The following is a 25,066-nucleotide window of genomic DNA, read 5'->3' on the forward strand; positions in this document are numbered from 1 at the left end:
AAGCGGGCGGCGGCAATTAGTGGTACCGAACGGCACGTGTTCGAGAGGCTTTCTCGTACTGCTCGAGTTCCGCCATCCAGCAAAGATTTTCACAAACTCTTGACTCGTTCCAGATTTGTAGGCAATAGTAGGAGAGTGTCCGTGACATCGAAGTACGCAGAACAGTTGCGTGAGGCTGAACTGCGCGTGACCCGGCCCAGGGTCGCGGTACTGGAAGCGGTACAGGCGAATCCGCACGCTGACACGGAGACGATTCTCGGAGAGGTGCGCTCGGTTCTGCCGGGTGTGTCCCGGCAGTCGGTGTACGGCATACTGCACGCGGCGACTGCTGCCGGCCTGGTACGGCGGATTCAGCCATCGGGTTTGGTGGCGCGCTACGAGTCGCGGGTCGGTGACAACCACCATCATGCCGTCTGCCGGTCCTGCGGAGCCATCGCAGACATCGACTGCAGTATCGGCGAGACCCCGTGCCTGAACCTGTCGCTGGGGTACGGATTCCTGGTCGACGAGGCCGAGGTCATCTTCTGGGGACTGTGCCCCGACTGCTCGCCTCACAACTAACCCCACACTTTCACACGCACACGTGAAACAGCCCAGCCCGAAACAGCCCGAAACAGCCCCTTGTGAAAGGAAAGTCGTGTCTGACTCCACCCAAACTCTCGCGGAAGAACACCCGCCGATCGCCGAGGCTCAGACCGAGCCCGCACAGAGTGGCGGTTGCCCCGTCGCACACGGCCGGCTCGCGCATCCCACCCGGGGTGGTGGAAACCGTGACTGGTGGCCGAACCAGCTCAACCTGAAGATCCTGCAGAAGAACCCCGCCGTGCGCAATCCCATGGACGAGGATTTCGACTACGCCGAGGAATTCGCGGGCGTCGACCTCGAGGCGTTGGCGCGGGACATCGAAGAGGTCATGACGACCTCGCAGGACTGGTGGCCCGCCGACTACGGACACTACGGACCGCTGTTCATCCGGATGGCGTGGCACGCCGCGGGCACGTACCGCATCACCGACGGCCGCGGTGGTGCCGGCGGCGGGATGCAGCGCTTCGCGCCGCTGAACAGCTGGCCCGACAACGCGAACCTGGACAAGGCGCGCCTGCTGCTGTGGCCGGTGAAGAAGAAGTACGGCAAGACCGTGTCGTGGGCCGACCTGATCGTCTTCGCCGGCAACGTCGCGCTCGAGTCGATGGGCTTTACGACCTTCGGTTTCGGCGGCGGCCGTGTCGATCAGTGGGAGCCCGAGGAAGACGTCTACTGGGGTCCGGAGCTGACCTGGCTCGGAGACGAGCGCTACACCGGAGAGCGGGACCTCGACAAGCCGCTCGGTGCGGTCCAGATGGGTCTGATCTACGTCAACCCCGAAGGACCGAACGGCAACCCGGATCCCGTCGCGGCAGCACGGGATATCCGAGAGACGTTCGGCCGCATGGCGATGGACGACGTGGAGACGGCCGCGCTGATCGTCGGCGGTCACACCTTCGGCAAGACGCACGGTGCCGGCCCGGCCGATCTGGTCGGACCCGAGCCGGAGGCCGCTCCGCTCGAGGAGCAGGGTCTGGGCTGGAAGAGCGCGTTCGGCACGGGTAAGGGTGGCGACACGATCACCAGCGGCCTCGAAGGCGCCTGGACGCCGACCCCGGCGCAGTGGGACAACAGCTTCCTCGAGACCCTCTACGGCTACGAGTGGGAGCTGTCCAAGAGCCCCGCCGGTGCGTACCAGTGGATCCCGAAGGACGGCGCCGGAGCCGGCACCGTGCCCGACGCCCACGATTCGTCGAAGACGCACGTGCCGGTCATGTTGACGACGGACCTGTCGCTGCGGATCGATCCGGCCTACGAGAAGATCACCCGCAACTGGCTCGAGAACCCGGATCAGCTCGCCGACGACTTCGCCAAGGCCTGGTACAAGCTGACCCACCGTGACATGGGGCCGATCGTGCGCTACCTCGGCCCGCTGGTGCCGGAGGAGACGCTGCTGTGGCAGGATCCGATCCCCGCGCTCACCCATGAGCTGATCGACGCCGGCGACATCGCGACCCTGAAGAGCCGGATTCTCGAGTCCGGACTGACTGTCGCAGAGTTGATTTCGACCGCGTGGGCGTCGGCCTCGTCGTTCCGCAACAGCGACAAGCGCGGCGGTGCCAACGGCGGCCGGATCCGCCTCGAGCCGCAGGCGAGCTGGGAGGTCAACAACCCGGACGAGCTGGCCCAGGTGGTGCGGACCCTCGAAGGCATCCAGAAGTCCTTCAACTCGGCACAGACCGGGAACAAGCAGGTCTCGTTCGCCGACCTCGTCGTGCTCGGTGGTGCCGCTGCTGTCGAGCAGGCCGCGAAGAATGCCGGCTACGACGTGGAGGTGCCGTTCACGCCCGGTCGCACGGACGCGACGCAGGAGCAGACCGATGTGGAGTCCTTCGCCGCGCTCGAACCGGCGGCGGACGGTTTCCGCAACTACCTCGGCGAGGGCAACCGCCTGCCGGCGGAGTTCCTCCTGGTCGACAAGGCGAACCTGCTGAACCTGAGCGCACCCGAACTCACGGTTCTCGTCGGTGGCCTGCGGGTGCTGGGCGCGAACTACAACACCACGTCGGAAGAGGGTGTCTTCACCTCGAACCCCGGCGCGCTGACCAACGACTTCTTCGCGAACCTGATCGACCTGGGGACGACGTGGGCGCCGGCGTCCACGGGTTCCGAGATCTACGAGGGTCGGGACCGCGTCAGCGGTGAGGTCAAGTGGACCGGAACCCGCGTCGACCTGGTGTTCGGGTCGAACTCGGAGTTGCGCGCCCTCGCCGAGGTCTACGCGGCCGACGACGCGAAGCAGAAGTTCGTGCGCGACTTCGTCTCCGCGTGGGACAAGGTGATGAACCTCGACCGGTTCGAACTCGTCTGATCCTCGACGAGTCTGCGCGGCACCCCTGCGGGAGCTCACCCCTGCAGGGGTGTCGCGCTTTTCGTCTCACCTTTCGCAGTGCCGACGGCTGACGGTCGGTACGCCGGGCCTTCGATGCCCCACCGCAGTGCGTCCGCGCACCGCAGACGTGCCCGAGGCGTGCCACTGCGGAGTCCGCCACTGCGGAGTTCAGTGCTGCAGAGTTCAATTCGGTGATCGCGAGTCCGGGCTGTCGCCCGCCCCCCCTCGCTGCCCAGCGCGCGTGTGTCCCGTCCACGTCGTACCGATCAGCCCGGCCCGACGGCCGCAGCGTGGTCGATCTTCCTCTGCTGATGACGAACTGATGAGAAGTTCGTATGAACGCCATCTCAGCTCTTGACATACACCCGACAGGTGAGTGTTATATCAGTTATATATCAAGAGCCGGCATCTGCCGGTGCGTTACCGCCAACGGAGGTTCACCATGTTCCGGAGATCGTGTGCACCAGCCAAGGAAGGCCTGAGGGGGACCGCACGCGCAATATTCCGCAGCGACCCTCGGTGTAGTACTGGAGGTTTGCGATGAGTGGTGTTCCCGGCAAGTTGGAGAAGGGGCTCAACGACCGTCAGCTGAGGATGATCGCCATCGGCGGCGTCATCGGCGCAGGATTGTTCGTCGGTTCGGGCGTGGCCATCCGAGACATCGGACCGGCGGCCTTCATCGCATACGCGATCAGCGGGGCCGTCGTCATCATGGTGATGCGGATGCTCGCGGAGATGGCTGTCGCCAACCCCTCGACGGGGTCGTTCGCCGATTATTCCCGCCTGGCGCTGGGGGACTGGGCAGGGTTCTCGGTCGGATGGCTCTATTGGTACTTCTGGGTGATCATCGTCGGGTTCGAGGCAATCGCCGGCGCGAAGATCGTCCAGTACTGGCTGCCGGGCGTACCGCTCTGGCTGTGCGCCCTGGTGCTGCTGATCGCCATGACGGCGACCAACCTCTTCTCGGTGTCCTCCTTCGGTGAGTTCGAATTCTGGTTCGCCGGCATCAAGGTCGCCGCGATCATCGTGTTCCTCGCTCTCGGAAGCGCATTCGTGTTCGGGCTGTGGCCCGGGAAGTCGATGGACTTCTCCAACCTCACCAGCCACGGTGGCCTCATGCCCTACGGGGCCGCGGCGATCACCGCCGGTATCGTCACCGTCATCTTCTCGATGACCGGCGCCGAGGTCGCGACCATCGCGGCCGCCGAATCGCAAGATCCCGAGCGGGCCGTGGCCAAGGCCGCCAACTCTGTCATCATCCGTATCGCGATCTTTTTCGTTACCTCGGTCTTCCTGCTGGCGACGATTCTGCCGTGGAACGACGAGAGCGTCTCCGTGTCCCCGTTCGTCGCCGCATTCACCGAGATGGGGATTCCCTACGCCGACCACATCATGAACGCCGTGGTGCTGACGGCCGTGCTGAGTTGCCTCAATTCAGGGATGTACACCGCATCGCGCATGCTGTTCGTGCTGGCAGCCCGACGCGAAGCCCCTGCGAAGTTGGTGAACGTGACGCGACGTGGGGTACCCGCCGTCGCGATCCTCGCCTCCTCGGTGGTCGGTTTCCTGTGTGTCGTCGCCGCAGCGATATCGCCCGAAACGGTCTTCGCGTTCCTGCTGAACTCGAGTGGTGCGGTCATTCTCTTCGTGTACGCCCTGATCGGCGTATCGCAGATCATCCTGAGGTTCCGGTCCGGATCGTCGCACCTGCGGGTTCGGATGTGGCTGTTCCCGGTACTGTCCATCGTCACCGTCCTGGCAATCCTGGGCGTTCTGCTTCAGATGTACCTGCAGAAGGAATCGCGGTCACAACTCGTACTGAGCCTGCTGTCGTGGGCTGTCGTCGTCGGCTTCTACTTCCTCAACAAGTGGTATGTCGCACGTCGCCCGGTGGCAGAGGAAGTGGTCGGGACAGCGCGGCCGCATCGAGTGCTGGTGATGGCCAACGAGACTGCGAACTCCGCGGAACTGTTGGACGAGTTGCGCCGGATCGGCGCCGACCGCGAGGCCAAGTACTTCGTCACCGTGCCCGAGAGTCCGATCGAGACCGGAGTCGCCGCAACGCACGGTCCGCTCGACGTACGAGCGGCAACACAATCGGCGGCGCAGAGCCGGTTGGACTACACACTCACCACACTGCGTGCCGACGATCTCGACGTCGACGGTGCACTGGGTGATTACCGCCCGCTGCGCGCGCTCGCGGAGTCCGTGGACGACTTTCATCCCGATCGAATCGTGATCGCGACACTGCCGCCGGACGAGTCGATTTGGCATCGTTTCGATGTGGTCGATCGGGCACGGGCCGAACACCCGGCAGTCCCGGTGACCCATGTGGTGGCCACGCCGGTGAGACAAGAAGAGAATGCGTAGTGACGATCATCGCCGCTGCGGTCATCGAGCGCGGACTGCCTTCGGGGCAATCGCGCCACGCGGCTGTGCCCCGCGTTCCACGCAGGTACCGGTGATGATCGTTCCCCGGCGCGGCGCCCCCACCAGGTAAGGCGGTCAGCGCACCATCTCGCTACGGATGGCGTCCTGGACCTTCCCCCGAGTTGCGGCGATGCTGCCCGCCATCTCGGCGAGATCTGCGCTTCGGTTGAGCGACTCGGTGTGTTGCGACAGCTCCTCGAGTTGTCGCAACACGTCCGGGCCGGCGACGACCTTCGCCTGGCTGAGCAGGCCGTCCAATTCTTCGGTGTCGATCGACTCCACCTCGGCAGCGGGATTCGGCGCCCCCGCGTGTGCTTGTGCTGCGAGGCGAGCCGTCGCTCCCAGCAACTCGGCATAGATGGCGAGCCGCAGTTTCATGAGCTGGTCTTTCCTCGCATTCTTGCTGCGTAGTCGTTCCGCGATCCACGGTGAGACGGCCGTGCCGATTATCCCGGCGATGCCCATCCACATAATCGGATTCACGATCCGTCCCTCCAGTACAGCAGTCGTGCAGAAATGCGGAACGCTCCCGCTCAGTTCTCGTTGTCGCCGAAGATGGCTTTGGCTTCGAGGTATTCGGCGAGGCCGAATTTGCCGAACTCGCGGCCGTTGCCTGATTGTTTGTAGCCGCCGAAGGGCGCATCGAACGCCAGCGGTGCTCCGTTGAGGTGGACCATTCCGGTCCGCAGCTTCCGGGCGACGTTCCGTGCGCGCTGTGGGTCGCGCGAGGAGACCATTCCGGAGAGCCCGTACGTGGTGTCGTTCGCGATGCGGATTGCGTCGGCTTCGTCCTCGTAGCCGATCAGCATCATGACGGGGCCGAAGATCTCCTCTCGTGCGATGGTCATATCGTTCGTGACGTTCGCAAAGACGGTGGGCCGGACGAAGTATCCGGCGGAGAGTCCGGCCGGACGGCCGACACCGCCTGCGACGAGTGTGCCGCCCTCGTCGATGCCCGTCTGGATCAGACGCTGGACCTTGTCGAATTGTGCTTGTGACACAAGGGGACCCACGGTGGTCCCGTCGGCGTCGGGAGGCCCGACGACGATCTTCTCGGCAGCCGCCTTCGCGATCGCGCAGGCTTCGTCCATGCGGTCCGACGGGACGAGGATACGAGAGCCGGCGTTGCAGGACTGGCCCGCGTTGACGACCACGCCCATCACGTCCCGGGTGATGACTTCGTCGAAGTCCGCGTCGACCAGCACGATGTTCGCCGACTTGCCGCCGAGTTCCTGCGCAACGCGTTTCACGGTCGGTGCAGCATTCCGCGCGACCTCGACACCGGCACGGGTCGATCCGGTGAACGACACCATGTCGACGTCCGGGTGCCTCGACAGGGCGGCTCCGACCGTAGGTCCGTCACCGTGAACAAGGTTGAACACCCCGGCCGGGACACCCGCTTCGTGAAGTATCTCGGCGAAGATGATCGCATTGAGCGGCGCGATCTCGGACGGCTTCAGCACCATCGTGCAGCCGGCGGCCAGCGCGGGCGCGACTTTCGCGGCGATCTGATTGACGGGCCAATTCCACGGTGTGATGAACGCGCACACGCCGACCGGTTCGTGCACGACGGTCGTGGTGCCGATCTTCTCCTCGAATTCGAACCTGCGGAGCGCATCGAGGGCGGCGGCAAGGTGTGCCATGCCGCACGGTGCCTGAGCGGTCGCAGCGAGCCCGGCAGGTGCGCCCATCTCCTGGGTGATGGTCGTGGCAAGGTCGTTCATTCGCCGCCCGTAAACCTCGATGACTCTGCTCAGCAACTCGATTCGGTCGGCACGTGTCGTCGACGCGTAACTGTCGAAGGCTGTGCGCGCGGCCGTGACGGCTCGATCGACGTCCTTCTCGTCGCCCAGCGCAATGGTGGTGATGGCCATTTCCGTCGCAGGGTTGACGACGTCGAGCGTGTCGGTGCCGATCGGCTCGACCCACTCGCCGTCGATGTAGAACTTCCGGGTGTTCTGCATGGTGCTCCCTCGTTGTCCGCCGTCCGGGTGTTCGCGGCATGTGACAACAATGGCTTCTCGCCGCTCGGACGTCTGTCCGCCGACGGGGCCTTCTCCGGGGTGAATGCGTTGTCCTCCGATCGGGGGACAACCCCGTTGCCGGGTGGGTCTAGTCCTCGTGGGGGGAGGGGTCGGGGATCTCGTCCTTGCGGTAGTTCGGGAGCCGGCTCGCGGGCACCATGGCGATCGCGCTGAGCCCTGCCAGGGTGAGCAACCCGATCTTGAGGGCGTCGAGGCGGGCGTCGATATTGATCTGCACGGCGGCGTCGACCTGCACGTCGGAGGCGGTGGTGGCGTCGAGAATCTCCTCGAGGCGGTCGTTGCTGATGAAGTTGATGTTGTCGAGGTCGACCTGTGCAACGAGGTCTTCGGGTAGGTCGACGTGGCCGGCCACTGCCTGCCCGACGCCGATCGACAGCAGCGTCACCAGGAGCGCGCCGGCGAAGGCCGTGCCGACGGCGGATGCGAGGTTCTGGGTGGTGCCGCGTACCGACCCGACGTCGCCCGCCAGTTCCTTCGGGGCAGCCGTGACCAGCACGTTGAAGACGAGGGTGACGAGGGCGCCCTGTCCGATGCCGAAGACGATGAGCCCGAGGATGGTCGGGACGGTCTCCCAGTTGTTGGTCACCACGAACGAGAGCCAGATCAAGGCACCGGTGGTCAGTGCGAAGGAGAAGCGTGCGATGACGCGGGGGCTGAACCGGCCGTAGAAGCGGACGACGAGCATGGCGGTGACGAACACGGTGATGTTGAACGGCATCATCGCCAGCGAGGTGTCGAACGGGGTGCGGCCCTGGACGATTTGAATGTAGAGGGGCACGGTGAAGTTCAGGGCCGCTTCGAGTGCGACGACCACGAACATCGCATACACGGCCGCGCGCTCGGTGGGCGCCGACACCACCTCGAGACTGATCAGGGGCACTCGGCCACTGTCGGCGCGCCGTCTGGTCCAGACGAAAAACGCCTGCCCGAGGATGATTCCCAGCACGATCAGCACCGGGGCGCCGGAGACGCCGAGCACGCTGAAGGGCGCGTTGGGGGATGCCGTCAGCAGACCCCACGAGTTCAGATTGTTGAAACCCAGCGTCAGCGACACGACGGCGATACCGATGATGAATGCGCCGACGATATCGATGCTGATGGCGTCGTTGCCGCGATCGGAGCGAAGCGTGAAGCTCAGCAGGAACACCGCGACGGCGACGACGATGAGGATGGCGAAGACGGGCCGCCAGCCGACGAGAGTTCCCAGTGCGCCACCGATCAGGAACGCGGACAGTCCGGAGAACGCACGTGCCGATCCGAGTGATCCGATCGCGGTGGCCTGCTGGGTGTCACGATAGTTCTCGGCGATGAGGGCGACGAGGGCGGGCACGATGATCGCGGCCGAGGCCCCTGCGAGCGCTTGCGCGGCGATCACCCAGCCGATACTCGGTGCGAGAACCATCATCAGTTCCGCGACAGCGAACACGGCGACCATGATGCGGAAGATCAGCACCCAGCCGACTCGCTGTCCCAGCTTCGCACCCACCATCACCAGCGCCGCGACCACCAGGCCGTAGGTGACGATCGCGGTGCTCACCGTCGTCGGGGGCACGCCGAAATCCTCGACCATGCCACCCAGCGAGACCGGCAGTGCCGCGACGTTGAACGACATGAGCACCTGCGCCAGGGCGAGTCCGATCATCGGACGCCACGACGCCTTCACCTGCTCGCCGGGATCATGCGGGCGGGACGTATCGGCGGGGATCGTCATGCTGACCTGCTTTCACGCGGAGGGTGGGGCCCGGACGCGAAGACGTTCAATCCGAGAGTCCGGGACAGGTAGGCAGTTGCCCGCTGCCCCCGAACGCTGTTGCCCGCGGAATCGAGCCGCGGGGAGAAGGTGGCCAGTCCGGCCTTGCCCGGGGCGATCGTGACGATGCCGCCGGACACGCCGCTCTTGCCGGGCACGCCGATCTCGAACAGCCATTCCCCGGAACGTTCGTAGAACCCGGTGGCGGCCAGCACCGACAGCGTGTCGCGGCAGATCGACTCGTCGACGACGCGTTCTCCCGTCACCGGGTTGACGCCGCCGTCGGCGAGAGTCGCGCCCATGATTGCGAGATCCCGGGTGTTCACCCGGAGTGAGCATTGTTTGGTGTAGACGTCGACGGCGTCCAACGGGTCGACGTCCAGGCGGCCGTAGCTCTCCAGAAGCTGGGCGATCCCGCGGTTGCGCAGGTTCGTCGCCGCCTCCGATTCGTACACGGTGACGTCGAGCGTCAACCGGCGCCCGGCGAAGCGGGAGAGACCGTCCTGGACGAACTCCCACTTCGCGGTGGGAGTGACCCCGGGAACGAGTGCGGTCGTGGCGATGGCGCCCGCGTTGACCATGGGATTCATCGGATGGCCGTCGTTGAGTTCGAGGGCCACGACGGAATTGAACGCCAGGCCGGTGTTGTTCACCCCGATCCGTACGCCCACCACCTCGTGGCCGATCTCCTGGCAGACGAGCGCGTACGTGAAGGCCTTGGAAATGGACTGGATCGAGAACTCGTGCACCGCGTCGCCGACGGCGTGCACACCCCCGTCGACCTCGGCGACGCAGATCCCGAACAGGTCGGGGTCGACTGCCGCGAGAATCGGGATGTAATCCGCCACGACACCGTCGGTGGCGGCGGCAGATCGCTCGTACGCGCCGTGCAGAAGCGACTCCACGTCGTCCCAGCCGGGCAGAGCTCCGGTCGAGACCCGTTCCGGCACCCCGGTCACGTCCAACTCCATCGAACCCCACCTCCGTCCTGACATTCTCACGCCGGAACACGTTCTTGTCCGGATAAGGACGGACACTGGTGGGCTTTCGACGATCACGCCACCGCTGCAGCATCCGCGCCATCGATACCGTTCAGGTATCGAAAGATCCCAAACAAGTGTTGGACTTGAATCGAAAGCGCTCCTAGCCTTGTGAACACAGCGCACCGACAGTGACGCGATTGCGAACGAGGAGAACGAAACCCATGACCACAGCGTCGCCCCAAGAGATTGCCCACAAGCTCGGCTCCGGTCTGTTGTCGTTCCCGGTCACCCATTTCACGGAGGACCACTCGTTCGACGAGGCCGCGTACCGCGAGAACATCGGCTGGCTCGGGCAGTTCGACGCCTCCGGGTTGTTCGCCGCCGGTGGCACGGGCGAGTTCTTCTCGCTCACCCCACCCGAGGTGGAGCAGGTGGTCCGGGCCGCCGTGCAGGAGGCACCGGACGGACTTCCGGTCATCGCCCCCGCCGGTTACGGCACCGCGACCGCCGTACAGATGGCCCGCTCGGCCGAGAGCGCCGGCGCGCACGGCATCCTGCTGCTTCCCCCGTACCTCACGGAGGCGAGCCAGGACGGCCTCGTGGCGCACGTCAAGGGGGTATGTGCCGCAACCACTCTCGGTGTGACGATCTACAGTCGCGCCAACGCCGTGTACACCGAGTCGGCCGTGGCGGAACTCGCGGACAGCTGCCCGAACCTGGTCGGTTTCAAGGACGGTGTCGGCAACATCGAGCAGATGACGCGCATCTACGCGAGCCTCGGTGACCGCCTCACCTACGTCGGCGGATTGCCCACCGCCGAGATGTTCGCCCTGCCGTATCTCGCCCTGGGCGTCACCACGTATTCCTCGGCGATCTACAACTTCGTCCCGCAGTTCGCACTCGACTTCTACAACGCCCTCCGCAGCGGAGACAACGCGTTCGTCGTCAACGCCCTCAACGAGTTCGTGATCCCGTACTGCAACCTGCGCAACAAGAAGCAGGGATATGCCGTCAGCATCATCAAGGCCGGCATGAAGGTCATCGGCCGGCCCGCAGGCCCCGTGCGTGCACCGTTGACCGACCTCGACGCCGTCGAACTGGCCGAACTCGCCGACCTGATCAAGAAGGTGAGCTGAACACGACGGTCACCTGCGGCATGGAGCGCGACACTCCGGTCCGGTGACCCTTGCCCGCCGCTCGGCGTCACAGGATGATCGGGGGATGGCCGAACAGATCGACGATTACTTCATCTCTGTCGTGTCGGGGCTTGTCCGCGGGAAAAGCAGCACCGGGGTCCGCCCGGAGGATCCGATCCGGCCCCCGTCCCCGTTGTCGGTGCAGGGCACTCTGGACCTTTTCGACGCCCAGCTCGGCAGCAGGCATCTCGATCTGGCGGCCCGGTGGTTGCGGTCGCAGGGTAAGGGTTTCTACACGATCGGTTCCTCCGGGCACGAGGGCAATGCCGCCGTCGCAGCAGCGCTGCGTCCGACCGATCCCGCTCTGCTGCACTATCGTTCCGGTGGATTCTTCCTCGCGCGGGCGCAGCAGGTGGACGGCAGTGATCCGCTCCGCGACGTCCTCCTCGGTGTCGTGGCCGCGACGGAGGAGCCGATCTCGGGTGGACGGCACAAGGTGTTCGGCCGCCACGATCTCGGCATCATTCCCCAGACCTCCACCGTCGCTTCGCATCTGCCGCGGGCAGTTGGTGTCGCCTTCTCGATCGCCCGGGCACACAAGCTCCACCTGCCCTCGCCGTGGCCCGCCGACGCGGTGGCCGTGTGCAGTTTCGGGGATGCGTCGGCGAACCACTCCACCGCCGTCGGCGCGATCAACACCGCCGTCCACTCGGCCTACCAGGGGTTGCCGCTCCCGTTGCTGTTCGTCTGCGAGGACAACGGGATCGGGATCAGCACCAAGACACCGACGGGATGGATCGCCGCGAATTTCGGTGAGCGGGCGGGTCTGGAGTACTTCGAGGCGGACGGTTCCGACCTGCCGGCGGCGTACGCCACCGCGAAGAGGGCCGCCGACTGGGTGCGCGGGCACCGCAAGCCGGCGTTCCTGCATCTGCGGACCGTCCGGTTGATGGGTCACGCCGGATCCGATCTCGAGTCCGCGTACCGGACGTCCGCCGAGATCACCGCAGACTTCGACCGGGATCCGGTGCTGTGCACCGCAAGTCTTCTGATCGAAGGCGGACACCTCGGCCCCACCGAGATCCTCGCGCGCTACGAGGACACACGCGCGGAGGTTCTCGGTCTCGCCCGGGATGTCGCCGAGCTATCTCAACTGGACAGTCCCGCGGCGGTGATGAGGCCCCTCATCGACACCGCCGAGCAGGCGACCGCGGCGGTGCCGGAGCGCGTCGACCCGGCCGAGCGCGCGGAGTTTGTCGGATCGCCGCTGCCGGAGGAGGAAGGCAGGCTGACCCTCGCCCTGTCGATCAACCGTGCCCTGCTCGACGTGCTCGCCCGCTGCCCCGAGGCGCTGGTGTTCGGTGAGGACGTGGCCCGCAAGGGCGGGGTGTACGGGGTGACCCGGGGTCTGATGAAGAAGGCCGGGTCGGCGCGCGTATTCGACACCCTGCTCGACGAGCAGGCGATCCTGGGTCTTGCGCTGGGTGCGGGGGTGTCCGGGTTGTTGCCGATCCCGGAGATCCAGTATCTGGCGTATCTGCACAATGCGGCCGACCAGATCCGCGGGGAGGGTGCGACGTTGCAGTTCTTCTCCGACCGGCAATACCGCAATCCGATGGTGGTGCGGATCGCCGGATACGGGTATCAGAAGGGCTTCGGCGGGCACTTCCACAACGACAACGCCGTCGCCGCACTGCGCGACATCCCCGGCGTGGTGGTGGCGTCGCCGTCCCGCCCCGAAGACGCCGCGGCCATGATGCACACCTGTGTGGCGGCGGCGCGCACCGCCGGCGCGGTGTGCGTGTTCCTGGAACCGATTGCGCTGTACCACATCCGGGATCTGTACGACGACGGCGACGGGCTGTGGCTGGCACCGTATCCGGACCCCGCGACGCAGGCCGAGAACCACGTCCCGATCGGCTCGGCCCGCACCTACGGTGATGGCACCGACCTGACGATCGTCACCTACGGCAACGGTCTGCGGATGAGCCTGCGAGTCGCGCGAAAGCTCGAGCGTGCGCACATCGCCGCCCGGGTGGTGGACCTGCGCTGGCTCGCACCGCTGCCGGTGCAGGACGTCGTCCGGGAGGCGCACGCCACCGGCCGGGTGCTCGTGGTCGACGAGACCCGCAAGTCGGGGGGTGTGTCCGAGGGCGTGGTCGCAGCACTGGTCGACGAGGGCTTCACCGGGCCGCTCGCGCGGGTGACGAGCGAGAACAGCTTCATCCCACTCGGCGACGCCGCGCTCGAGGTGCTGCTGTCCGAGGACACCGTCGAGGCCGCGGCGATCACACTCGTGAGCCGCTAGCACCGGCATCCCTCGCGCTTCGGTATGACGGCAACGTCAACCGGTATCCCCTCCGCCATTGCCAAGCCGTCGTGCGGTCGGGCATGTTCGAACTGCATCTCTCCACACCGGCGGACAGGAACATTTCATGAGTGGCGATCAGCTACCCCACATCGTGGTGATGGGGGTGACCGGCTGCGGGAAGACGACAGTCGCGCAGCAACTTTCCGCACTGACCGGCCACCGGTTCCTCGACGCCGACGATCTGCACCCGCCGTCGAACGTCGCGAAGATGGCCGCCGGCATCCCGCTGACCGACGACGACCGGGCCCCGTGGCTGGGCGTCGTCCGGGACCGGCTGCAGGAGCTGTCCGGGCAGGGGCGCCGCGGTGTGGTGGCGTGCTCGGCGCTGCGGCGCAGCTATCGGACGATCCTCGGCGACGTCTCCGACCCGGTGCTGTTCGTGCACCTCACGGGAGACCAGCAGGTGATCCGCGGCCGGATGCAGGCACGGAGCGGGCACTTCATGCCGCCTGCACTGCTCGATTCCCAGTTCGCGCTCCTCGAACCACTCGACTCCGACGAATTCGGTGTCGCCCTGGACGTCGCACCGGCGCCGGACCTGATCGCCCGGGCCGCCGTCGAATACCTGCACGAAGAACGAAAGGTCGCCACACAGTGAGTTCGCATCGGAGCTTCGACGTCGAGGGCAGGATCGCGCTCGTCACGGGGTCGAGCCGGGGAATCGGTTTCGCACTGGCCAACGGGCTCGCCGAGGCGGGCGCGGAGGTCGTGCTCAACGGACGCGACGCGGCAGCCCTCGCGCGCAGTCGCGACGAGATCGTGAACGCCACCGGCGCGACGGTCCACACCTGCGCCTTCGACGTGACCGCTCCCGAGGAGGTCGCCGCCGCCGCGAAGCGGGTCGAGAGCGAGATCGGCCCCGTCGAGATCGTCGTCAACAACACCGGCGTCCAGCACCGCAGCCCCCTGCTCGAGTTCGGCGACGACGACTTCCGGCGTGTTCTCGACACCAATCTCAGCAGCGCCTTCTTCGTCGGCCGCGAGTTCGCGCGGGCGATGGTCGAACGCGGGCACGGCAAGATCGTCAACATCTGCTCCGTGCAGAGCGAACTCGGCCGGGCGGGCATCGCCCCGTACGCCGCCAGCAAGGGTGGGCTGAAGATGCTCACCCGCGGAATGTGCGCCGACTGGGCACCATTGGGACTGCAGGCCAACGCCATCGCACCCGGCTACTTCGACACCCAGCTCACCGAGGCGCTCGTGAACGACGCCGAGTTCAGTACGTGGCTCACGAAACGCACGCCCGCCGGACGGTGGGGACGCACGGACGAACTCGTGGGTGCGCTGCTCTTCCTCTCCTCGCCGGCGTCGGACTTCGTGAACGGCCAGATCCTGTATGTCGACGGCGGACTGACCGCCGTAGTCTGATCCCCACCCGACCGACTCGAAAGACGAAGATGCCGAACACTGCAACGCCCCGCATCCACCTCGGACCGAACCCCGACGCAGCCCTGATACGCGGGATCGAGAGGGGCGGCGGCGTACTCGCCCCGCTCGACGACGCCGAGGCCGTCGTCTGGGCGCAGGGCCCCGACACGTTTCCGGCGGAACTGCCGGACTCGGTGCGCTGGGTGCAGCTGCCCTCGGCGGGTGTGGAGCCCTGGATCTCCGCGGGCATCGTCGACACCGACCGGGCCTGGACGTCCGCGGCCGGCGCCTACGCCGGCAACGTCGCGGAACACGGCGTCCTGCTGCTCCTGGCCGGGGTTCGGGCCCTCACCGAGCAGGTGCGCGCGACGTCGTGGCGCAAGGCCGAGTTCGACCCGCAGGTGGGCACGCTGCGCGGGGCGACGGTCGCCATCGTCGGCTGCGGCGGCATCGGTCGCGCGATGATCCCGCTGCTCGCCGCGTTCGGCGCCGACGTGCTGGCGGTCACTCGCTCGGGCACCCCGGTCCCGGGTGTATCCGAGACGCTGCCGGCCGACCGGACCTCGGAAATCTGGTCCAGAGCAGACCATTTCGTCATCGCCGCACCGGCGACGTCGGCCACCGCCCACCTCGTCGACGAGACCGCGCTCGCACAGATGAAATCGACGGCGTGGATCGTCAACGTGGCGCGCGGTTCCCTCATCGACACCGAGGGTCTGGTCCGCGCGCTGCGCGCCGGGTCGATCGGCGGCGCCGCGCTCGACGTCACCGACCCCGAACCGCTGCCCGACGGGCATCCGCTCTGGACCCTGCCGAATGCGATCATCACCCCACACGTCGCGAATCCCGCGACCGGACTGACCGGGTTGCTCGCCGATCACGTCGCGACCAACGTCGAACGCTTCGCCGCGGGCGCGCCCCTGCTGGCGCCGATCGATCCGGCCCGGGGTTACTGAGGGCCGCGTTCGGCTTCCGAACTGGTCCTGATGTAGTTGGACACGACACTGCGCAGCACCTCGCGCACCGCCTCCGCCGGCCCGGACAGCGGCTGATTGGCGGGTGTCCCGAGGGAGACCTGGACTTCGATCGACGGTTCGATGCGGCGGAGTTCCAGGTTCTCCACGTTCATGATCCGGCGTGCCACCGAGAACGGTAATACCGTCGCGCCCAGTCCGTTTCGGACGGCCTGCGCCATCAGCGTCACCGATTCCACCTCGCCGACCACCCGTGCGTGCTCGAAGGCGTGCTCGTACGCCTGCTCCACCACCTTGCGGATCGTGTGCATCGGGCCCGGCAGCAGTAGTGGCAGATCGACGAGATCCTTGATGGCGACGGCCGTCCCGGTTTCGCCGGGCAGTCCGGTGCCCGCCGGGGCGACGACCATCAGTTCCTCGGTGAGTAGACGCTCGAAGTTGACGCCCTTGATCGGCCCGGCGTCGTACAGCAGGGCCATGTCCATCCGGCCCGTCATCATGGCCTCGCTGAGCACACCGCCGAAATTTTCGTTGATGTGCAGAAGGATGCTGGGGTAGCGCGACCGCACCGCGGTGAGCAGCGGCAGCGCGATGGAGCTGACGGTGCTGTACGGCGCGAGTCCGACGGAGACACCGCCCGCCAGTTCCCGGCCGACGACGCTCACCTCGGCCTGAGCGCTCTCCACCTGCCGCAGGATCACCTGTGCGTGCCGGTACAGCGCGCGCCCCGCGTCGGTGGGTTCCACTCCCTGCTTGCTGCGGATCAGCAGTTGCTGACCGAAGTGCGTCTCCAACGCCGTCATCTGCTGGCTGAGCGCCGGCTGCGCGATGTGCAGTATGTCCGCCGCCCGCGTGATGGATCCGGCGTCGACGATGCGGACGAATGAGAACAAGCGTCGGGTATCCACGAGCGATCTGCCTTTCTGACGATGCGGCGACGCAAGCACGCCGCGGTTTCGAGAAGGTTGCCGGGCGGAAACACCGCTGTAGCCAAGTGCGGGGCCCGATTCTTCCGTCTTTGCATCGTCGCTGTTCAAACACCATAGACGTTCGTTATCGCCTCACGTAAAACAGGTATTAACCGCCTGAACCGGAACCTGCGTAGCGTCCGTTTACATCGAAAGTTCACTGGAACGGCACCCGCGGTTCCACTGCAGGCCCCCCTTGGAGGCACCGTGACTGTCAAGATCGATCTCGTCGCCGACCTCGGCGAGAGCTTCGGCGCTTGGACGATGGGCGACGACGACGCACTGCTCGACGTGCTGACGTCCGCCAACGTCGCGTGCGGCTTTCACGCCGGCGACCCCAGGACCATGGATGCGACGGTCCGAGGGTGCGTCGCCCGCGGAATCGGCATCGGCGCACACCCCAGCTTCCCCGATCTCGCAGGGTTCGGCCGGCGCGCGATGGACCTCACCGCCGACGAGGTCCGCACGGACGTTCTGTACCAACTCGGCGCACTGCACGCCTTCGCGACGGCCCACGGCACATCGCTCTCGCACATCGCACCGCACGGTCGGTTGGGAAATCTCGTCGCGACCCGCGCCGACTACGCGGGCGCCGTCGTCGATGCGGTGGAGGCGTTCGACCCGCGGCTCATCGTGCTCGCCCAGGACGGGGAACTCGCCGACCACGCCCGTGCGCGGGGGCTCCGGGTGGCCATCGTCGCCATCGTCGACCGTGCATACCGGGCGGACGGCACCCTGGTACCGCGGTCCGAGGCCGGCGCCGTGATTCACGACCGGGACGCGCTGGTGTCGCGCACGGTGCAGATGGTGACCGAAGGGGTCGTCGACGCCGTCGACGGCACGCGCATCCCGATCGAGGCAGACACGGTGCTGCTGCACGGCGACGGCGCCGACGCGGTAGGCAACGCGCGGGCGATCCGGGAGGCACTGCTGCGCGCGGGCGTCGTCATCGCCCCCGTCACCGAGGTCCTCGAGGCCAGGGCCGAGAAGGAGTCCGCGTCGTGTCCGGCGTGACGTGCACCCGGCCGCACCGCGACTTCGTCCTCGCGGACTGCGGGGACTCCGCGGTCCGCCTGACGTCGCTGTCCCCCGATGCGGAGGAGCGCTGGCAGGCCGTCCACACGGTCGCCGCCGCGCTCGACGCACGCGACGACGACGTCGCGGTCACCGGCATCATCCCCACCTACGACTCACTGCTGGTCGAATTCGACTGTGCTGCAACGACGCATGACGCCATTCGCGCGCTGGTCGAACGGCTGATCGAGCTTCCGGCGCAACCCGCGACGCGCGGTTCGCGACAATTCGAGATCCCGGTCGTCTACGGAGCCGAATTCGGACCCGACCTCGACGACGTGGCGGCGCACCTCGCACTCTCCCCGGCCGAGGTGATCCGCCTGCACAGCGCCCGCCCGCTGACCATGCGCTGCTTCGGGTCCCCGGGCGGCGCCCCCATGCTCGACGGCCCCGCGTTCCCGCAGCCCGTTCCCCGTCGCACCATTCCGCGGCCGCACGTTCCGGCAGGCGCGGTGGCGGTCGCGGGCAGGCAGGCCGTCATCTCGGCGCGACCGGCGCCCGGCGGCTGGCCGGTGATCGGCCGCACGCCCCTGACCATCGTCGATCCGTCGACGGAACCGCTGTCCGACTTCCGGCCCGGCGACACGTTCCGCTTCGTGCCGATCACCGCGGCCGAGTGGCCGCTGTACGAGGGGGTCCGGCATGGCTGAGACGATCACCGTCACGACACCCGGGCTCACCTCGATCCAGGATCTCGGACGTCTCCGGGGCTCCCGGTTCGGGCAGATGACCGGGGGAGCCTCCGACCAGTACAGCGCCGACGTGGCGAACGCCCTGGTCGGAAGTCACCGCACCGCGCCGCTGCTCGAAATGGTGGCGATGGACTTCGGCGCCGTCGCAAGCGTCGACCTGCTCGTCGCGGTGACCGGCGCACCGGCGGAGGTCCAGGTCGGGGGTGTCACCCGCCCCCAGTGGGAGCCGTTCGTCTGGACCGCGGGCGAAGAACTCACCGTCCGCGGAATCCACGACGGGCTCCGCGTGTACCTCGCCGTGCACGGCGCGATCGCCGCGCCGTCCCTGCTCGGCAGCTGCGCCCCCGACTCGGTTCTCGGTTTCGGCCGGCAACTGACGGTCGGCGAGTCCGTCGCCATCGACGTCGACGGACCGCCGATCGACCACCCCTACTTCCGGGTCCCGCTGTTCCGGCTCGGCGCCGAGCCCGCGACCTTCACCGGCCGCTGGACCATCGACGTCACCGACGGTCCCGACGTGCACGAGTTCGGCGCGTCCGCCGCCCGCTTGTTCGACACCCCCTTCGTCATCGGTGCCGACACGAACCACATCGGTCTCCGCCTGACGCCGACCGATCCGGGGAGCGACGTTCCCCGGCGGGACCGGTCGACGGAAGTGCTCTCCCGCGGGGTACCGATCGGCGCCGTCGAGGTTCCCGCAGGCAACGAGATCCTCGTCCTGCACCGGGGCCGGGGAGTGACGGCCGGATATCCGGTGCTCGCGGTGGTGACCGCCACCGCACTGTCACAGCTCGGCCAGGCGCGCCCCGGCCAGGAGGTGCGGTTCCGAAAGGTGAGCGTCCCCGAAGCCGTGGACGGTTACCGGAGCCAACGACGCTCGATCGCGCTGCTGCGGTCCCGCGTGGCGAGCGCCTTCGCCAGTCTTCGGATCCCCACTCACCCAGAAACGACATCCGCCCAGCACCACTCTGTAGCCCAGATGGAGTCAGCATGACCAACGCGATCTCACCCGACACGGCCGGGCACACGCCCGAACACGAGGTGCAACCCCGCCAGCTACGCAAGGTCGTTCTCGCAGGGTGCGTGGGCATCTTCGTCGAGCTCTACGACAACGGCATCTTCGCCTTCATGGCGACCGCCCTGGCCATCGTCTTCTTCGACGTCTCCAAGTCGAGCGACGCGCTGATGCTCGTCTTCGCCGGTTACGCGATCTCGTTCTTCGTGCGACCGCTCGGCGCGGTCGTCTGCGGCATCCTGGGCGACAGGATCGGCAGGCAGAAGATGCTCGTCTTCGTGATCATGCTGATCAGCGTCGCCACCGCGGGCATCGGTGTTCTCCCGACATACGCCGCGATCGGCGTCGCCGCTCCCGCGCTGTTGATTCTCCTGCGCATCCTGCAGGGATTCTCCGTGGGCGGTGAGGCGGCGGGCGCCATGACCTTCCTCGCCGAGCACGCACCGGAGGGCAAGCGCGGACTCATCACCAGCTACGCCCAGATCGCGTCGTTCCTGGCCCTGCTCACCGGCACGCTGGTCGCGTTCGCGATGTCGCCCTGGCTCAACGAGGCCGCGATCGAGGGCGGCGGACCGGCGAGCTGGGCGTGGCGCGTCCCGTTCCTCGTCGCGATCCCGATGGGCATCATCGGCTGGTACATCCGGCGGGCGATCAGTGACACCCCGAACTTCGAGAAGCTCAAGGCCGAAGGCGGACTGTCCCGCAACCCGCTGAAGGAAGCGTTCGCGACTCCCGAACACCGCAAGGCGATGCTGCTCGCGCTGTTCATCCCGTTGATGAACGGCTCCGGCTACTACGTGCTCTTCTCCTACATGCCGACGTTCCTCAAGGGCGAGAACATCGGCTTCTCCACCGGCACGGCACTGCTCGTGACCGCGGCGAGCCTGGTGGCGATCTGCTTCGCCATTCCCTTCATGGGCGCACTCTCGGACCGCGTCGGCCGCAAGAGGGTCATCGCCGGTGCGGCGATCGCCATGGCCGTCGGCGCCGTCCCCTGTTACGCCCTGATCGCGACCGGCAACTTCGCGCTCGCGGTGCTCGGAGCCTGCATCATGGCTGTGATCTTCGCCGGCCACACCGCCGTCATCCACATCCTCATCGTCGAACTCTTCCCCACCCGGGTGCGGTACTCGGCGTACGGGCTGGGCTACAACATCTCCTCGGCAGTGTTCGGCGGCACCGCGCCCCTGCTGATGACTTGGCTGATTCCGCAGTTCGGGATCTACGTCCCCGCGGTCTACGCCGTCGTCACCGCACTGGGAACCCTCATCGCCGTCAGCACCGTCACCGACCGGGCGCACGTGCCGCTCCGTGACACGCTCTGACGGATCCAGACTCGGCCCGGTGGTCTCCTGACCACTCGAAGACCACCGGGCTGCACCAACTTTCACCACCAGCAAGGCAAGGGAGCGTCATGCCATTCAACGACTACCGGACCGCACTCGTCACCGGCGCCAACACCGGAATGGGCGCCGCGGTCACCGAGATCCTCACCAAGCGGGGTCTCACCGTCTACGGCGTCGCCCGCAACAAGGAACGGCTCGACGAGATCGCGGAGAAGACGGGCATGATCCCGCTCGCCGTCGACATCACCGACATCGACGCCCTCAGCGCCGCCGTCGAGGGCCTCAAGATCGACGTGCTGATCAACAACGCGGGAGTCTCGGCCACCGGCAACATCCTGGACGCGTCCGCCGACTCGGTCGACGCCATGGTCGACGTCAACCTCCGTGCGGTGCTGCACCTGTGCCGGCTGCTGATGCCGGGGATGGTCGAGCGGGACCTCGGCCACATCGTGAACATCAGTTCCATCGCCGGCCTGTACAACTTCTACGGCCACACCGCGTACCACGCCACGAAGGCCGCGGTGCACCAGATCTCGCGGCAACTGCGCAACGACACCATCGGCAAGCGCATCCGCGTGACCGAGATCTGCCCGGGCCGGGTCGAAACCGAGATCTTCGGACGCAACCTGGGCGGCTCCCCGGAGGCGATGAAGGAGGCGTGGGAGACGTATTACGAAGGCTTCGAATCCATCACGACGAAGGACATCGCCGACACGATCGAGTTCGCGATCGACGCCCCGCGCCACGTCAACCTCGGTCTGATCGAGATCATGCCCACCTTCCAGGTGCCGGGTGGTCTCGACTTCGTCCGGCGCAACGACTGAGGCCGGCCGTGACCACTGCGCCGCACCACTCCTCCGCCCCGCTGCCCACCGAGACCCTCGGGGTGGTGGCGCACGCCGCAGGCGACCTGCGTATCGAATCGGTGCCCCTCCGGAGGCCCGAACCGTCCGAGGCGGTCGTCGAGATCGCCTACGGCGGCATCTGCGGATCCGACCTGCACTACTGGACGCACGGCGCCGCCGGCGAGTCGATCCTGAAGGCGCCCATGCTGCTCGGCCACGAGGTGGTGGGAACGGTCGTGCAGGCCGCCGCGGACGGGACCGGCCCCGCCGCGGGTGACACCGTGGCCGTGCACCCCGCGACCCCCGGCGGGCGCGGCGCCAGGTTCCCCGACGACCGCCCGAACCTCTCGCCGGGATGCACCTACCTCGGCAGCGCGGCGCAATTCCCGCACACCGAAGGGGCATTCGCGAAGTACGCGGTGCTGCCGTCGCGGATGCTGCGGCGACTGCCGGCGAACCTGCCGCTGCGCACCGCCGCCGTCGCGGAACCCGCCGCCGTGGCGTGGCACGCCGTGGCCCGCGCGGGCGACGTGGCAGGGAAGAGCGCGCTCGTCGTGGGGTGCGGCCCCATCGGCGCCCTCGTGGTGGCCGTCCTCCGCCGGGCCGGTGCGAGCGAGATCACCGCGGTCGACGTGCACGACTATCCCCGCACGGTCGCGAAGGCGCTCGGCGCGGACACGACGCTGGACGCCGCCGACGCCGTGAGCATCGCCGCCGTCGACGCCGACGTCGTCGTCGAGTGCTCCGGCAACCGCTTCGGACTCGAATCGGCCATTCGCGGCGCGACGCGCGGCGGCAGGATCGTCATGCTCGGACTGCTCCCCACCGGGCTTCAGCCCGCTCCGCTGTCGCTCGTCATCACGCGGGAACTCGAACTCGTCGGTTCCTTCCGGTTCAACGACGAGATCGATGCGGTGCTCGAGGCTCTGGCGGACGGCAGCCTGAACGTCGAACCGGTGATCAGTCACGAGTTCGGCATCGAGGACGGCCTCGAGGCGTTCGCCGTCGCGAAGGACGCGTCCGCGTCCGCGAAGGTGTTGCTGGCGTTCTGATCTCAGCCATGCCGAACGGCTATCACCCGACATACAATCGGTCTTGTACAGGTGTGGTCCCCACCCGATAGCGTGAGTGTGGAGATACCGCCCCCGACTTCCCGGCTTCTTTCGTTCCCACGCCCTCTACCAGGAGGAACTATGTCCACCTTCGTTCCAGCAGCGCGAGTCGACCAGATGCGTGAGTCGCCGAGTGTGGCAGCCGCGCAACGGGTTCGCGAACTCCGGGCGTCGGGGCGGGAGATCCTCGACCTGACGGTCGGAGAGCCCGATTTCGACACCCCGGAGCACATCAAGGCCGCGGCCGCGGCGGCGATGGAGTCCGGTCTCACCAAGTACACCCCCGTCAACGGCATTCCCGCGCTGCGGGAGGCGATCTCGAAGAAGACGCTGGCCCGCACCGGGGTGGAGTTCGCGGACAACGAGATCACCGTCGGTGGAGGCGCCAAGCAGGTCATCTTCCTCGCGCTGATGGCGACGGTGGAGGAGGGCACCGAGGTGATCGTGCCCGCCCCGTACTGGGTGTCGTACCCCGACATGGTGACCGTGCACGGCGGGACACCCGTCGTCGTCGACTGCCCGGAATCCGACCGGTTCCTGCTCACCGCAGAGAAGCTCGAGGCCGCCATCACCACGGCGACGAAGTGGGTCATCCTCAACGCGCCGTCGAACCCGACGGGCGCCGTGTACAGCGAGCACGAACTGGCGGAACTCGCGAAGGTCCTCGACCGGAACCCGCACGTGAACGTGCTCTGCGACGAGATCTACGACGAGATCGTGTTCACCGATTCACCCGTTCCGAACCTGCTGTCGTCCGCGCCGCACCTGCGCGATCGGATCCTGGTCACCAACGGTGTGTCGAAGGCCTACGCGATGACCGGCTGGCGGCTGGGGTACGGCGTCGGGAACAAGGGCCTGATCGGCGCGATCAACAAGCTGCAGTCGCAGAGTTCGTCCTGCCCGTCGTCGATCAGTCAGGCCGCCGCCGCCGAAGCCCTCACCGGGGATCAGAGTTTCGTCACCACGTCCGTCGCGAGCTATCGCGCCCGGCGTGATGTCACGTTCGAATTATTCTCCGGCATAGACGGTCTCGAACCCGTACTGCCGCAGGGCGCCTTCTACCTGTTCGTCGGATGCGCCGGCCTCGTGGGCAAGCGGACACCCGACGGCACACTGCTCGAGAACGACCAGGACGTGGTGCTGTTCCTCCTCGACCACGCGTCGGTGGCCACCATCCAGGGCTCTGCGTACGGGGCCGAATCCTATTTCCGGGTCTCCTTCGCCACGTCCGAGGACGTGCTCAGGAATGCGGCAGCCGCGGTCGAGAAGGCCGTCGCTTCGCTCAGCTGACCCACCCGCCATCACAGAACTACGGAGACATCATGGTTCACGTCACGACGAAGATCGATCGCGCCGACAAGGCCGCCATCGACAGCCTGGGCGCCTTCTCGGCCGCCACCATCCACGAGGCGCAGGGCCGCAAGGGCGCACTGGATTCGGGGATCAAGCCCATCGACCGCGACATGTCGTTCTGCGGGTCCGCCTTCACCGTCGTGTGCCATCCGCGCGACAACATCATGCTCCAGGTCGCCATCAGCTACGCGCAACCCGGTGACGTGCTCATCGTGTCCTCCGGCGACCAGCCGGCGGGACAGTTCGGCGACGTGCTGGCCAATGCGTGTGTGGCGCGGGGCATCAGCGCACTCGTCACGGACGGCGGCGTGCGGGACAGCAGGGAGATCCGCGAACTCGGGTTCCCCGTCTTCTCCAAGCACGTGTGCATCGAGGGAACGGTGAAGGAATCCCTCGGTCCCGTCAATCAGCCGCTGGTGTTCGGCGGCCAGATCATCTATCCCGGCGACGTCATCAAGGGCGACTGCGACGGTGTGGTCGTGGTCCGGCGTGACGAGGTCCAGGTCGCCATCGACGCCTCCCGTGAGCGGGACGCCGCCGAGGCCGCCTACATCGAGCGGTACAAGAAGGGCGAAACCCCGATCCAGGTCAGCAACCTCGCCCAGGTGCTCGAGGCGAAGGGTCTCACCGTCGACCAGTGAGCAGGCCGCTCCCCGCCGCAGATGTCCATCGGAGTTCGACGACGAA

General features: G+C 67.0%; 21 protein-coding genes. 16 read left to right on the top strand and 5 right to left on the bottom strand.

What is annotated here, in order from left to right; all coding sequences use genetic code 11:
• Positions 1 to 135: 135 nt before the first annotated feature.
• The 3 genes from CJ179_RS12465 to CJ179_RS12475 all read left to right on the top strand — a co-directional run bounded on the left by CJ179_RS12465 (position 136) and on the right by CJ179_RS12475 (position 5,287).
• Entirely contained in the window at positions 136 to 561 is a 426-nt protein-coding gene (locus CJ179_RS12465) for a Fur family transcriptional regulator (RefSeq protein WP_072944321.1), read from the top strand.
• 76 nt (positions 562 to 637) lie between these two features.
• Complete coding sequence (katG, locus tag CJ179_RS12470) at positions 638 to 2,896, top strand: catalase/peroxidase HPI (RefSeq protein WP_095861725.1); 2,259 nt, start codon at positions 638 to 640, stop codon at positions 2,894 to 2,896.
• 561 nt (positions 2,897 to 3,457) lie between these two features.
• On the top strand, positions 3,458 to 5,287 hold the full coding sequence (locus CJ179_RS12475; RefSeq protein ID WP_095861726.1) for an amino acid permease: 1,830 nt from the start codon (positions 3,458 to 3,460) through the stop codon (positions 5,285 to 5,287).
• Between the two features lie 135 nt (positions 5,288 to 5,422).
• On the opposite strand, the gene CJ179_RS12480 is transcribed toward CJ179_RS12475, so the two are convergent.
• The 4 genes from CJ179_RS12480 to glsA form a co-directional block, all read right to left on the bottom strand.
• Positions 5,423 to 5,830, bottom strand: coding sequence for a hypothetical protein (locus CJ179_RS12480; protein WP_095861727.1), 408 nt, complete (start codon positions 5,828 to 5,830; stop codon positions 5,423 to 5,425).
• A gap of 50 nt (positions 5,831 to 5,880) precedes the next feature.
• The gene (locus CJ179_RS12485; RefSeq protein WP_072944329.1) at positions 5,881 to 7,311 is read right to left on the bottom strand and encodes an aldehyde dehydrogenase family protein; all 1,431 of its coding nucleotides are present in this window, start codon (positions 7,309 to 7,311) and stop codon (positions 5,881 to 5,883) included.
• Positions 7,312 to 7,459: 148 nt separating this feature from the next.
• Positions 7,460 to 9,103: an MFS transporter gene (locus tag CJ179_RS12490; protein WP_218834810.1), complete on the bottom strand. Its 1,644-nt coding sequence runs from the start codon at positions 9,101 to 9,103 to the stop codon at positions 7,460 to 7,462.
• Positions 9,100 to 10,113, bottom strand: a complete 1,014-nt coding sequence (gene glsA, locus CJ179_RS12495; RefSeq protein WP_072944331.1) for a glutaminase A — start codon at positions 10,111 to 10,113, stop codon at positions 9,100 to 9,102. Before glsA ends, CJ179_RS12490 begins: the two co-directional genes overlap by 4 nt.
• 233 nt (positions 10,114 to 10,346) lie before the next feature.
• Here glsA and kdgD point away from each other — a divergent pair, with 233 nt between their 5' ends.
• The 5 genes from kdgD to CJ179_RS12520 all read left to right on the top strand — a co-directional run bounded on the left by kdgD (position 10,347) and on the right by CJ179_RS12520 (position 15,956).
• Positions 10,347 to 11,261, top strand: a complete 915-nt coding sequence (kdgD, locus tag CJ179_RS12500; RefSeq protein WP_072944333.1) for a 5-dehydro-4-deoxyglucarate dehydratase — start codon at positions 10,347 to 10,349, stop codon at positions 11,259 to 11,261.
• A gap of 85 nt (positions 11,262 to 11,346) precedes the next feature.
• Positions 11,347 to 13,569, top strand: a complete 2,223-nt coding sequence (locus CJ179_RS12505; protein ID WP_095861728.1) for a thiamine pyrophosphate-dependent enzyme — start codon at positions 11,347 to 11,349, stop codon at positions 13,567 to 13,569.
• Between the two features lie 127 nt (positions 13,570 to 13,696).
• Complete coding sequence (locus tag CJ179_RS12510; protein ID WP_095861729.1) at positions 13,697 to 14,230, top strand: gluconokinase; 534 nt, start codon at positions 13,697 to 13,699, stop codon at positions 14,228 to 14,230.
• Positions 14,227 to 15,000, top strand: a complete 774-nt coding sequence (locus tag CJ179_RS12515; RefSeq protein WP_095861730.1) for an SDR family oxidoreductase — start codon at positions 14,227 to 14,229, stop codon at positions 14,998 to 15,000. The genes CJ179_RS12510 and CJ179_RS12515 overlap by 4 nt, the downstream gene beginning before the upstream one ends.
• A gap of 29 nt (positions 15,001 to 15,029) precedes the next feature.
• Positions 15,030 to 15,956, top strand: coding sequence for a D-isomer specific 2-hydroxyacid dehydrogenase family protein (locus CJ179_RS12520; protein WP_095861731.1), 927 nt, complete (start codon positions 15,030 to 15,032; stop codon positions 15,954 to 15,956).
• Here the strand turns inward: CJ179_RS12520 and nac are convergent.
• Positions 15,950 to 16,867: a nitrogen assimilation transcriptional regulator NAC gene (gene nac / locus CJ179_RS12525; protein ID WP_095861732.1), complete on the bottom strand. Its 918-nt coding sequence runs from the start codon at positions 16,865 to 16,867 to the stop codon at positions 15,950 to 15,952. The two genes, CJ179_RS12520 and nac, sit on opposite strands and share 7 nt — an antisense overlap.
• Before the next feature lie 282 nt (positions 16,868 to 17,149).
• Here nac and CJ179_RS12530 point away from each other — a divergent pair, with 282 nt between their 5' ends.
• The 8 genes from CJ179_RS12530 (at position 17,150) to CJ179_RS12565 (ending at position 25,020) form a co-directional block, all read left to right on the top strand.
• Positions 17,150 to 17,956, top strand: a complete 807-nt coding sequence (locus tag CJ179_RS12530) for a LamB/YcsF family protein (RefSeq protein ID WP_072944344.1) — start codon at positions 17,150 to 17,152, stop codon at positions 17,954 to 17,956.
• Complete coding sequence (locus tag CJ179_RS12535; protein WP_095861733.1) at positions 17,944 to 18,666, top strand: allophanate hydrolase subunit 1; 723 nt, start codon at positions 17,944 to 17,946, stop codon at positions 18,664 to 18,666. Before CJ179_RS12530 ends, CJ179_RS12535 begins: the two co-directional genes overlap by 13 nt.
• Positions 18,659 to 19,702: a biotin-dependent carboxyltransferase family protein gene (locus tag CJ179_RS12540; RefSeq protein WP_072944348.1), complete on the top strand. Its 1,044-nt coding sequence runs from the start codon at positions 18,659 to 18,661 to the stop codon at positions 19,700 to 19,702. The genes CJ179_RS12535 and CJ179_RS12540 overlap by 8 nt, the downstream gene beginning before the upstream one ends.
• Entirely contained in the window at positions 19,699 to 21,048 is a 1,350-nt protein-coding gene (locus CJ179_RS12545; protein WP_095861734.1) for an MFS transporter, read from the top strand. The genes CJ179_RS12540 and CJ179_RS12545 overlap by 4 nt, the downstream gene beginning before the upstream one ends.
• 89 nt (positions 21,049 to 21,137) lie before the next feature.
• Positions 21,138 to 21,893, top strand: a complete 756-nt coding sequence (locus CJ179_RS12550) for an SDR family oxidoreductase (protein ID WP_095861735.1) — start codon at positions 21,138 to 21,140, stop codon at positions 21,891 to 21,893.
• A gap of 8 nt (positions 21,894 to 21,901) precedes the next feature.
• Positions 21,902 to 22,966, top strand: a complete 1,065-nt coding sequence (locus tag CJ179_RS12555; RefSeq protein WP_095861736.1) for an L-idonate 5-dehydrogenase — start codon at positions 21,902 to 21,904, stop codon at positions 22,964 to 22,966.
• 141 nt (positions 22,967 to 23,107) lie between these two features.
• Positions 23,108 to 24,316, top strand: a complete 1,209-nt coding sequence (locus CJ179_RS12560; protein ID WP_095861737.1) for an aspartate transaminase — start codon at positions 23,108 to 23,110, stop codon at positions 24,314 to 24,316.
• Between the two features lie 32 nt (positions 24,317 to 24,348).
• A complete protein-coding gene (locus tag CJ179_RS12565; protein ID WP_072944356.1) occupies positions 24,349 to 25,020 on the top strand; it encodes a 4-carboxy-4-hydroxy-2-oxoadipate aldolase/oxaloacetate decarboxylase in 672 nt (223 codons plus the stop codon).
• The last annotated feature ends 46 nt before the right edge of the window (positions 25,021 to 25,066 follow it).

It is taken from the genome of Rhodococcus sp. ACS1, from assembly GCF_002300155.1.
Lineage (GTDB): Bacteria > Actinomycetota > Actinomycetes > Mycobacteriales > Mycobacteriaceae > Rhodococcus_F > Rhodococcus_F koreensis.

What these genes read in the sequence shown, in the direction of transcription:
- CJ179_RS12560 (WP_095861737.1), top strand. Translation starts at nt 23,108, where the DNA reads ATGTCCACCTTCGTTCCAGCAGCGCGAGTCGACCAGATGCGTGAGTCG.
- CJ179_RS12485 (WP_072944329.1), bottom strand. Translation starts at nt 7,311, where the DNA reads ATGCAGAACACCCGGAAGTTCTACATCGACGGCGAGTGGGTCGAGCCG.
- CJ179_RS12540 (WP_072944348.1), top strand. Translation starts at nt 18,659, where the DNA reads ATGGCTGAGACGATCACCGTCACGACACCCGGGCTCACCTCGATCCAG.
- CJ179_RS12505 (WP_095861728.1), top strand. Translation starts at nt 11,347, where the DNA reads ATGGCCGAACAGATCGACGATTACTTCATCTCTGTCGTGTCGGGGCTT.
- CJ179_RS12510 (WP_095861729.1), top strand. Translation starts at nt 13,697, where the DNA reads ATGAGTGGCGATCAGCTACCCCACATCGTGGTGATGGGGGTGACCGGC.
- glsA (WP_072944331.1), bottom strand. Translation starts at nt 10,113, where the DNA reads ATGGAGTTGGACGTGACCGGGGTGCCGGAACGGGTCTCGACCGGAGCT.
- CJ179_RS12550 (WP_095861735.1), top strand. Translation starts at nt 21,138, where the DNA reads ATGCCATTCAACGACTACCGGACCGCACTCGTCACCGGCGCCAACACC.
- CJ179_RS12545 (WP_095861734.1), top strand. Translation starts at nt 19,699, where the DNA reads ATGACCAACGCGATCTCACCCGACACGGCCGGGCACACGCCCGAACAC.
- kdgD (WP_072944333.1), top strand. Translation starts at nt 10,347, where the DNA reads ATGACCACAGCGTCGCCCCAAGAGATTGCCCACAAGCTCGGCTCCGGT.
- CJ179_RS12520 (WP_095861731.1), top strand. Translation starts at nt 15,030, where the DNA reads ATGCCGAACACTGCAACGCCCCGCATCCACCTCGGACCGAACCCCGAC.
- CJ179_RS12565 (WP_072944356.1), top strand. Translation starts at nt 24,349, where the DNA reads ATGGTTCACGTCACGACGAAGATCGATCGCGCCGACAAGGCCGCCATC.
- CJ179_RS12490 (WP_218834810.1), bottom strand. Translation starts at nt 9,103, where the DNA reads ATGACGATCCCCGCCGATACGTCCCGCCCGCATGATCCCGGCGAGCAG.
- CJ179_RS12475 (WP_095861726.1), top strand. Translation starts at nt 3,458, where the DNA reads ATGAGTGGTGTTCCCGGCAAGTTGGAGAAGGGGCTCAACGACCGTCAG.